Raw genomic sequence first — 8,812 nt, forward strand, 5'->3', positions numbered from 1 at the left:
GGCCGCCCCTCTTTTTGCCTGTGCCGGCTGTGATTGCCCCGGTCGTGTTCGCGGCCGTGACGCACTCGCGGAGTGTCGCGTTATGAACGCTTATGTCTGATCCATCAGTATGTGCGCGCAATCGTCGTTTCGTGTGTGCAGGGTGGAGAGGGGCTCCCAGGATGAGCAGCGCATCGCAGTCGCCGTACGGGTTCGTGACCGTGCGACGGCGCGGCTACCGTCCCGAACAGGTCGACACGCAGGCCGCCGCGCTCTCCCGCGACCGCGACGCCGCCTGGGAGCGCGCCGCCCGGCTCACCGTGCTCGCCAAGGAGATGGAGGCGCAGGCGGCCGGGTTGCGCGAGAGGGTCGCGCGGCTCGCTCCGCAGACGTACGAGGCGCTCGGGGAACGCGCGCAGTCGCTGTTGCGGCTCGCGCGGGAAGAGGCGGCGGCGGTCCGGGAGCACGCGCGTGAGCAGGCGGGGGAGCAGGTCGCGCAGGCCGAGGCCCGCGCCCTGGAGGTGCGTCGGGCGGCGCGGGAGCACGCGGACGAGGTGGGTGCGCGGGCGGCGGAGTCCGCCGGGCAGCGGCTGCTGGCGGCACGCGCCGAGGCCGACGGGATCCGGATCGCCACCCGGCGCGAGGTGAAGCGGTCCCGCGGCGAGGTCCTGTCGGCGCTGCGGGAGGCGCGTACGCGCACCGCCGCGATGCGTGCCGGACAGGCGAAGGAGCAGGCCGAGCGGTCGGCGCAGGAGGAGGGCGCGGCGGTCGCGCGCGCGGACGAGTTCGACGCGCACCAGGCCGCTCTGGTCGCGCGCGCCGAGGCGGCCCTGGCCGAGGCGAGGCGGGCGTTCGCCGACGCCGAGCGGTCGGCGAGCCGTCAGCAGGAGGAGGCGCAGGCGCAGGCGGCCGGACTGCTGGCCCGGGCCCGGGCACAGGCGGAGCGGATCGGCCGGGACACGGAGCAGGTGCTGCGCGAGCACGGGGAGCAGTGGGACGACGTACAGGCCCACATGGACCATGTGCGCAGCCGTCTCAGCGCCCTGACGGGCCGGGCGGCACCGGTGGAGTAGACGCCCGGACGGGCCGGGCGCAGGTGGGGGAGCCCGCGCTCGGGGCGGGCTCACCTCTCTTTGCGGGTGGCTTCCGTGCCGCCACGGGTCGCGCCCGCCAGGATCCAGGCCTCCACCGCCTCGTACTGGCGGCGTTGCTCCTCCGCCTGTCGGCGGCCCGAGGCGAGGGTGCCGAGCCAGCCGAGGGCGAAGCCCAGCGGGATGGTGACCAGGCCGGTGGTGGTGAACGGGAACCAGTTGAAGTCGGCCTCGGGGAAGGCGGACACGGGCGAGCCCGACACCAGGTTGGTGCCCGGCATCAGCACCAGGACGGCGAGGGAGCCGCCGATGAGGGTGCACAGCAGGCCGGTTCGGGTGTAGCGGCGCCAGAACAGGCTGTAGACGAGGGCGGGGGCGAGGGCGGAGGCACCCAGACAGAAGGAGAGGGTGGCCAGCGGCTGGAGGCTGCGGTGCTGGACCTGGGTGGCCAGCAGGACCGCGGGGAGCCCGACGGCCAGGGCCGACAGACGGGCCAGCAGCATTTCGCGGCGCGGTGTCATCTCCCGTCCGCGGGTGGCGAAGACGTCGTGGGCGAGGGAGTCGGCGCAGGCGAGGATCATTCCGGCGACGGAGGCGAGCAGGGTGAGGAAGATCGCCGTGGTGACGGTGGTGAACAGCAGGGTCTCGGCCGTCGACACGTCGGGGCCGAAGGCGGCGCGCGAGCCCAGCAGGTAGGCCGTGTTGCCCTGGGGGTCCTCCCGGGCGATCGCCTCCCGGCCGATCAGCGCGGTCGCGCCGAACCCGACGACCGTGATGACGAGGACGAACAGGCCCACCGCGGACACCGCCCAGGAAAGGGAGCGGCGCACCTGCCGGGCGCCGGCGGCGGTGTACATGCGCATGGTGATGTGCGGCAGGCAGGCGCCGCCGAGCACCACCGACAGCTGGGACGTGATCATGTCGACGCGCGGGTACGGGCTGTCCGCGAACTCGAGGCCGGAGCGCAGGAAGGCGGCGCCCACCCCGCTCTGCCGGGCGGCCGTGGAGAAGAGGGTGCCCGGGTTCCAGTCGAAGCGGCGCAGGATCAGTACGGCGACCACGGCGCCCGAGCCGAGCAGCATCACGATCTTCAGGATCTGGATCAGGGCGGTGCCCTTCATGCCGCCGATGGCCGCGTAGCTGATCATCAGTGCGCCCATGCCCAGGACGCAGGCCGTCTTCAGCGAGTCGCCGGAGAAGCCGAGGATGAAGGCGAGGAGCTGGCCGGTGCCCGCGAGCTGCACCAGCATCAGCGGCAGCAGCGCGGCGAGGGTGACCGCGCACGAGGCGATCCGTACGGCGCGTCCCGGCATCCGGCGGGCGAGGGCGTCGCCCATGGTGAACCGGCCCGCGTTGCGCAGGGGTTCGGCCAGCAGGAACATCAGCAGCATCAGGGACAGCGCCGTGCTGAGGGCGAGGACGATCCCGTCGTAGCCGCACAGGGCGATCACACCGCCGGTGCCCAGGACGGTCGCGGCGGATATGTAGTCGCCGGCGATCGCGAGGCCGTTGCGCAGCGGGGAGAGGGATCCGCCGGTGTAGAACGCGTCGAGGTCGTCGTGGTCGGGGCCGGTCAGCACGCACAGCAGCAGGGTGAGGGTGGCCACGGTCGTGAAGGCGATCAGGGACATGGTCTGCGCGCTGTCGCTGAACCCGGTCATCGGCCGGCTCCCCGTCTGGCGTCCAGTTCGGCCAGGGTGCGGATGCGGTCGGCGAGGGGGTCGACGCGGCGGCGGGCGGTGCGTTCGTAGAGCGCGACCGCCAGCCAGGTGACGGGGAGCTGGAGCAGGGCGAGCAGCAGGCCGGTGGGCAGGCCGTCGGCCGGCATGCGGGTCATGAAGGACGGTGCCAGGGCGGACAGCAGCAGGAAGAGGGTGAAGTAGCCGAGCGCGGTGAGGGTGGCCACCCGGCGCTGCCGGCGGTAGGCGCCGCGCAGGATCCGCAGGTCGCTGTGGCGTCCGAGGGTCTCGCGGTGCGGGCGGCGGCGTGGTGCGGGCTCCGGTGGCGGTTTCGGCTGCCAGGGGTAGGTGGGGGACGGCGGCTGTTCCGGATGCGGCCGGGCGTGGGGGTGTTCGTGCGGATGCGGCGGGAACGGGTCGTGGCTCATCCCGGGCTCCTTGCGTGGCTCGGGTCCGTGGCGGCGGACCGCAGGGAGGTGGGGGTGCGGGTCACGCACGCTACTCGGGCCGTTGACCGGTGTGCGGGCTTTTCGCCGAACTGGGCGGTAGGTACGCGCTTGCCTGACCGACCTGCGGTGTCGTACGGGGTGTTACCGGCGGTGACAGCGCGGTGGTGTCACCGCGGCGGCGACAGCGCGGTGGTGTCAGTCGGCGGGCTCGCGCAGTACCGGGAAGCGGCGCGGCGCGACGAACAGCAGCACCAGGAAGGCGAGCGCGGCGGCGCAGGACGCGCCGAGGTACACCGCGTGCACGGCGTCCGCGACGGCGTGCCGGGTGGCCTCCGGGGCGGTGCCCGCGTCCAGGCCGCGGGTGACGGAGTCCAGGTCGCCCGCGCCGCCCAGGCGGGCCGCGAGCACCCCGTTGGCGACCGCGCCGAACACCGACGCGCCGATCGTCTGCCCGGTCTGACGGCAGAAGAGGACGGAGGCGGTGGTCGTGCCGCGTTCCGCCCAGCCGACCGTCGACTGCACGCCGACGATGAGGGGCAGCTGGAACAGGCCCAGGGCGGCGCCGAGCAGCAGCATCAGCAGGGTCGGCTGCCAGGCCGCGCCCGGGTAGGGAAGGAAGGGGAACGCGAGCAGGATCAGGGCGGCCGCGCCGATGCCCAGCATCGCGGTGTCGCGGAAGCCGATCCGCCGGTAGACGTGCTGGCTGAGCGCGGCCGACACCGGCCAGCTCAGCGTCCATACGGACAGGACGAATCCGGCGGTCACCGGGGCCAGGCCCAGCACCGACTGCGCGTACGTGGGCAGGAACACGCTCGGCGCCACCATCAGCAGGCCCAGCGCGCCCAGCGCGAGGTTGACCGCGGCGATCGTACGGCGGCGCCAGACCCAGCCCGGGATGATGGGGTCGGCGGCCCGCCGCTCGACCACCACGACCAGCGCGGCCAGCGCGAGTCCCGCGGCGAACAGGGCGATCGACGGCGCCGACAGCCACGGCCAGGCCACCCCGCCCTGCACCAGCGCCGTCAGCAGGACGCCGCCGCAGGCGAACACCGTCAGCGCGCCCGCCCAGTCGACCCGCACGCGGGCGCGCGCGGGGCGGCGCGGCTCGTGCAGATGACGGACGATCAGCCACAGCGCGACCGCGCCGATCGGCAGGTTGACCAGGAAGATCCAGCGCCAGTCGGCGTAGGCCGCCAGTACACCGCCCAGGCCAGGACCCGCGACCGCCGACACCGCCCACACGGTGGACAGCCTCGACTGGATCTTCGGGCGCTCGGCCAGCGGGTAGAGGTCGGCCGCGAGGGTCTGGACCGTGCCCTGGAGGGCCCCGCCGCCGAGCCCCTGCACGATGCGGAACGCGATCAGCGCCCCCATGTTCCAGGCGAGCGCGCACAGCAGGGAGCCCAGCAGGAAGACGGCCGCGCCGGCCACGAGTACGGGTTTGCGGCCGAGGGTGTCGGAGAGCTTGCCGTAGACCGGGAGGCTGACCGTCACGGCGAGCAGATAGCCGGAGAACAGCCAGGAGAAGACGGAGAAGCCGCCGAGGTCGCCGACGATCTGCGGGACGGCGGTGGAGACCACCGTGGAGTCGAGGGCAGGCAGCGCCATGGCGAGCATCAGCGCGGCGACCACGGCGCCCCGCTGCCGGGTGCCGGTGTGCTGTACGGCTTCGCGTGTCGCAGGTGTCGTACCGCTCACCGGATTCCCCTCCCCGTGCCCCCTGCACCTGTCTCGTACGACAGCTTCCCACTTGCCCCTGACGCGACGGCAGGGTGGAGGGTGATCCCGCGGCCGGGTGGAGGCGACCCCGAGAGCGTCTCCGTCCGAGGGGGGACGACCCCTAGGGGTATCTCCGCACAGGGGCCCGGGGCGGGTTCGTACCGGCGGAGGAGGAGAGGGGCCCGACGCCGTCCTTAATCTGTTCTTACGCCGCCGGGGCGCCCCACCGCCACCGTCGGAGGGTGGGGTTAACCCCCCGGAAAGAGGGTGCCGAGCACCAGCGCGCCGCACCCTCTCCCGCCGACAGACTGGGCGGCGTACGGACGGGGCGGCGAAGTTCCGCCGCACCCGCACCGGCGTGACGACGTACCGACGCACACGCACACGCACACGCACACGCGCACCGACCCCGCCCGGGACGAGTGCGTCCCGCTTGCTGACCGACATAGGAGACAAACCGTGACATCGGCTGTGACCATCACCAGGCACGGGGGCACTGGAGGGCGTACGGCCGTTGCCGCGCGAGCGCGGCAGGTCGTCAAGGCCTACGGGGCCGGCGAGACCCGTGTCGTCGCGCTCGACCACGTCGACGTGGACATCGCCCGCGGCCAGTTCACCGCGATCATGGGCCCCTCGGGGTCCGGCAAGTCCACCCTGATGCACTGCCTCGCCGGGCTCGACACCGTGACGAGCGGTCAGATCTTCCTGGACGAGACCGAGATCACCGGCCTGAAGGACAAGAAGCTCACGCAGCTGCGCCGGGACCGGATCGGGTTCATCTTCCAGGCGTTCAACCTGCTGCCGACGCTCAACGCCCTGGAGAACATCACGCTGCCCATGGACATCGCCGGGCGCAAGCCCGACAAGGGGTGGCTGGACCAGGTCGTGGAGACCGTCGGTCTCGCCGAGCGGCTCAAGCACCGGCCCAGCCAGCTCTCCGGCGGCCAGCAGCAGCGCGTCGCCGTGGCCCGCGCGCTCGCCGCCCGCCCCGAGATCATCTTCGGTGACGAGCCGACCGGAAACCTCGACTCCCGCGCGGGCGCGGAGGTCCTGGGCTTCCTGCGCCGCTCCGTGGACGAGCTCGGCCAGACGATCGTGATGGTCACGCACGACCCGGTGGCCGCCTCGTACGCCGACCGCGTGCTCTACCTCGCCGACGGCCGGATCGTCGACGAGATGCTCAAGCCGACCGCCGACACCGTCCTCGACCGCATGAAGGACTTCGACGCCCGGGGGCGTACGTCATGACCGTCCTGAAGACCTCGATGCGCAACTTCTTCGCGCACAAGGGGCGCATGGCCCTGTCGGCCGTCGCCGTCCTGCTGTCGGTGGCGTTCGTGTGCGGCACGCTGGTGTTCACCGACACGATGAACACGACGTTCGACAAGCTGTTCGCGGCCACCTCCTCCGATGTGACGGTGAGCGCGCGCAGCGCCTCGGACACCGGTGAGACCACGTCCGGCAACGGCAAGCCGCCGGTCATGCCGGCCGCCGTGCTGGACAAGGTCCGCGGGGTGCCCGGCGTGAAGTCGGCGGAGGGGGCCGTCTTCTCCAGCGCCGTGACCGTCGTCGACGCCGACAAGGACAACCTGTCGCCGTCCAGCGGCGCGCCCACCATCGTCGGCAGCTGGAACGCCAACGAGGCCCGCACCATGAAGATCACCTCCGGTGCGGCGCCGAAGGGCTCCGACCAGGTGATGGTCGACGCGGACACCGCCGACAAGCACGACCTGAAGCTCGGCGACGAGATCGGCGTGATCAGCGCGGTCGGCACGCACACCGCGAAGATCTCCGGCATCGCCACCTTCACCGTCACCAACCCCGGCGCGGCGATCTTCTACCTGGACACCGCGACCGCCCAGCAGGCGCTCGTCGGCCAGGCCGGCGTCTACACCAACGTCAACGTCACCGCGGCCGCGGGGACCAGCGACGAACAGCTGAAGAAGAACGTCGCGGCCGGCATCGGCACCGCCTACAAGGTGCAGACCGCCAAGGAGACCGCCGACGCCAACCGCAAGGACGTGGGCAGCTTCCTCGACGTCATGAAGTACGCGATGCTCGGCTTCGCCGGGATCGCCTTCCTGGTCGGCATCTTCCTGATCATCAACACCTTCTCGATGCTGGTCGCCCAGCGCACCCGTGAGATCGGTCTGATGCGGGCCATCGGCTCCAGCCGCAAGCAGGTCAACCGCTCGGTGCTGGCCGAGGCGCTGCTGCTCGGCGTGACCGGCTCGATCCTGGGCGTCGGCGCGGGCGTCGGCATCGCCGTCGGCCTGATGAAGCTCATGGGCATGACCGGCATGAACCTCTCCACCGACGACCTGACGGTGGCCTGGACGACCCCGGTGATCGGCATGGTCCTGGGTGTCGTCGTCACGGTCCTGGCCGCCTACCTGCCCGCCCGCCGGGCCGGCAAGGTCTCCCCGATGGCCGCCCTGCGCGACGCGGGCGCCCCCGCCGACGCCAGGGCAGGTGTCGTACGGGCCGTGCTCGGGCTGGTCCTCACCGGCGCCGGCGGCACCGGCCTCTACCTCGCCTCCACCGCCGCCAAGGCCACCGAGGGCTCGCTGTGGCTCGGTCTCGGCGTGGTGCTGAGCCTGCTCGGGTTCGTGGTGATCGGCCCGCTGCTCGCGGGCGGTGTGGTGCGCGTCCTCGGCGCGGTCCTGCTGCGGGCCTTCGGCCCGGTGGGACGCATGGCCGAACGCAACGCCCTGCGCAACCCGCGCCGCACCGGCGCCACCGGTGCCGCCCTGATGATCGGCCTCGCGCTGGTCGCCTGCCTGTCGGTGGTCGGCTCCTCCATGGTCGCCTCCGCCACCGACCAGCTCGACAAGACCGTCGGCACGGACTTCATCATCCAGAGCGACCGCGGGCAGCCCCTCACGGCGCAGGCGGTCCAGGCCGTGAAGTCGACGCCCGGGCTGGCCCGGGTCACCGAGTACAAGGTCACCTCGGCCGACTACACCACCCCCGACGGCAAGACGCTCAAGGACACGGACATCACGGCCGCCGACCCGACGTACGCCACCGACCTGCGCACCAAGACGGTCGCCGGCGACCTGAAGGACGCCTACCTGCCGGACTCGATGTCCGTGCACGAGAAGTTCGCCAAGGCGCACGGCATCCACCTCGGCTCGAAGATCAGGATCGCCTTCAAGGACGGCGCCACCGCCGAACTGACGGTCCGCGCCATCACCAGCAGCGACGTCGTCATCGACTCCGGCGCGAAGTACATCTCCACCGCCACGCTCGCCAAGTACGTGCCCGCGGCGAAGATGCCGCTCGACCAGATGGTCTTCGCCTCGGCGAAGGACGGACAGCAGGCGGCCGCGTACAAGTCGCTGAAGACCGCGCTGCACGACTACCCGCAGTACACCGTGCGCGACCAGACCGACTACAAGCAGGCGCTGAAGGACCAGATCGGGCAGATGCTGAACCTGATCTACGGCCTGCTGGCACTCGCGATCATCGTCGCGATCCTCGGTGTGGTGAACACGCTCGCCCTGTCCGTGGTCGAGCGCACCCGGGAGATCGGCCTGATGCGGGCCATCGGCCTCTCCCGCCGCCAGCTGCGCCGCATGATCCGGATGGAGTCGGTGGTCATCGCCCTCTTCGGTGCGCTGCTCGGCCTCGGCCTGGGCATGGGCTGGGGCGCGACCGCCCAGCAGCTGCTCGCACTGGAGGGCCTGAAGGTCCTCGACATCCCCTGGCCGACGATCATCAGCGTGTTCATCGGCTCGGCCTTCGTGGGCCTGTTCGCGGCCCTCGTCCCGGCGTTCCGGGCGGGCCGGATGAACGTCCTGAACGCGATCGCCACGGACTGACCGGGGAGCGGCCACCGCATACGGGGGTTGCGGAGGAGAGGCCGGCGCCGGAGTGCCCCACGGGGCACTCC

The 8,812-nt window shown here is 72.2% G+C and carries 6 protein-coding genes; 3 read left to right on the forward strand and 3 right to left on the reverse strand.

Annotated elements, in window-relative coordinates; translation table 11 throughout:
* The first annotated feature begins 161 nt into the window (after nt 1-161).
* The gene (locus tag FNH09_RS25895; RefSeq protein WP_152892086.1) at nt 162-1,052 is read left to right on the forward strand and encodes a coiled-coil domain-containing protein; all 891 of its coding nucleotides are present in this window, start codon (nt 162-164) and stop codon (nt 1,050-1,052) included.
* A 50-nt stretch (nt 1,053-1,102) separates the two neighbouring features.
* Here FNH09_RS25895 and FNH09_RS25900 read toward each other — a convergent pair whose 3' ends face one another.
* The 3 genes from FNH09_RS25900 to FNH09_RS25910 all read right to left on the reverse strand — a co-directional run bounded on the left by FNH09_RS25900 (nt 1,103) and on the right by FNH09_RS25910 (nt 4,896).
* Entirely contained in the window at nt 1,103-2,731 is a 1,629-nt protein-coding gene (locus FNH09_RS25900; RefSeq protein ID WP_152892089.1) for a sodium/solute symporter, read from the reverse strand.
* Entirely contained in the window at nt 2,728-3,177 is a 450-nt protein-coding gene (locus FNH09_RS25905) for a DUF485 domain-containing protein (protein WP_152892091.1), read from the reverse strand. Before FNH09_RS25905 ends, FNH09_RS25900 begins: the two co-directional genes overlap by 4 nt.
* A 216-nt stretch (nt 3,178-3,393) precedes the next feature.
* Nucleotides 3,394-4,896: an MFS transporter gene (locus FNH09_RS25910; protein ID WP_162469097.1), complete on the reverse strand. Its 1,503-nt coding sequence runs from the start codon at nt 4,894-4,896 to the stop codon at nt 3,394-3,396.
* Between the two features lie 480 nt (nt 4,897-5,376).
* Between FNH09_RS25910 and FNH09_RS25915 the strand changes: the two genes are divergently transcribed.
* Entirely contained in the window at nt 5,377-6,165 is a 789-nt protein-coding gene (locus FNH09_RS25915) for an ATP-binding cassette domain-containing protein (protein ID WP_162469098.1), read from the forward strand.
* Nucleotides 6,162-8,741, forward strand: a complete 2,580-nt coding sequence (locus tag FNH09_RS25920) for an ABC transporter permease (protein WP_152892093.1) — start codon at nt 6,162-6,164, stop codon at nt 8,739-8,741. The genes FNH09_RS25915 and FNH09_RS25920 overlap by 4 nt, the downstream gene beginning before the upstream one ends.
* Nucleotides 8,742-8,812 lie beyond the last annotated feature (71 nt).

This window comes from Streptomyces adustus, assembly GCF_009377175.1.
GTDB lineage: Bacteria > Actinomycetota > Actinomycetes > Streptomycetales > Streptomycetaceae > Streptomyces > Streptomyces adustus.

Coding starts and splice junctions, on each gene's coding strand:
- FNH09_RS25900 (WP_152892089.1), bottom strand. CDS start 2,731: ATGACCGGGTTCAGCGACAGCGCGCAGACCATGTCCCTGATCGCCTTC.
- FNH09_RS25895 (WP_152892086.1), top strand. CDS start 162: ATGAGCAGCGCATCGCAGTCGCCGTACGGGTTCGTGACCGTGCGACGG.
- FNH09_RS25905 (WP_152892091.1), bottom strand. CDS start 3,177: ATGAGCCACGACCCGTTCCCGCCGCATCCGCACGAACACCCCCACGCC.
- FNH09_RS25920 (WP_152892093.1), top strand. CDS start 6,162: ATGACCGTCCTGAAGACCTCGATGCGCAACTTCTTCGCGCACAAGGGG.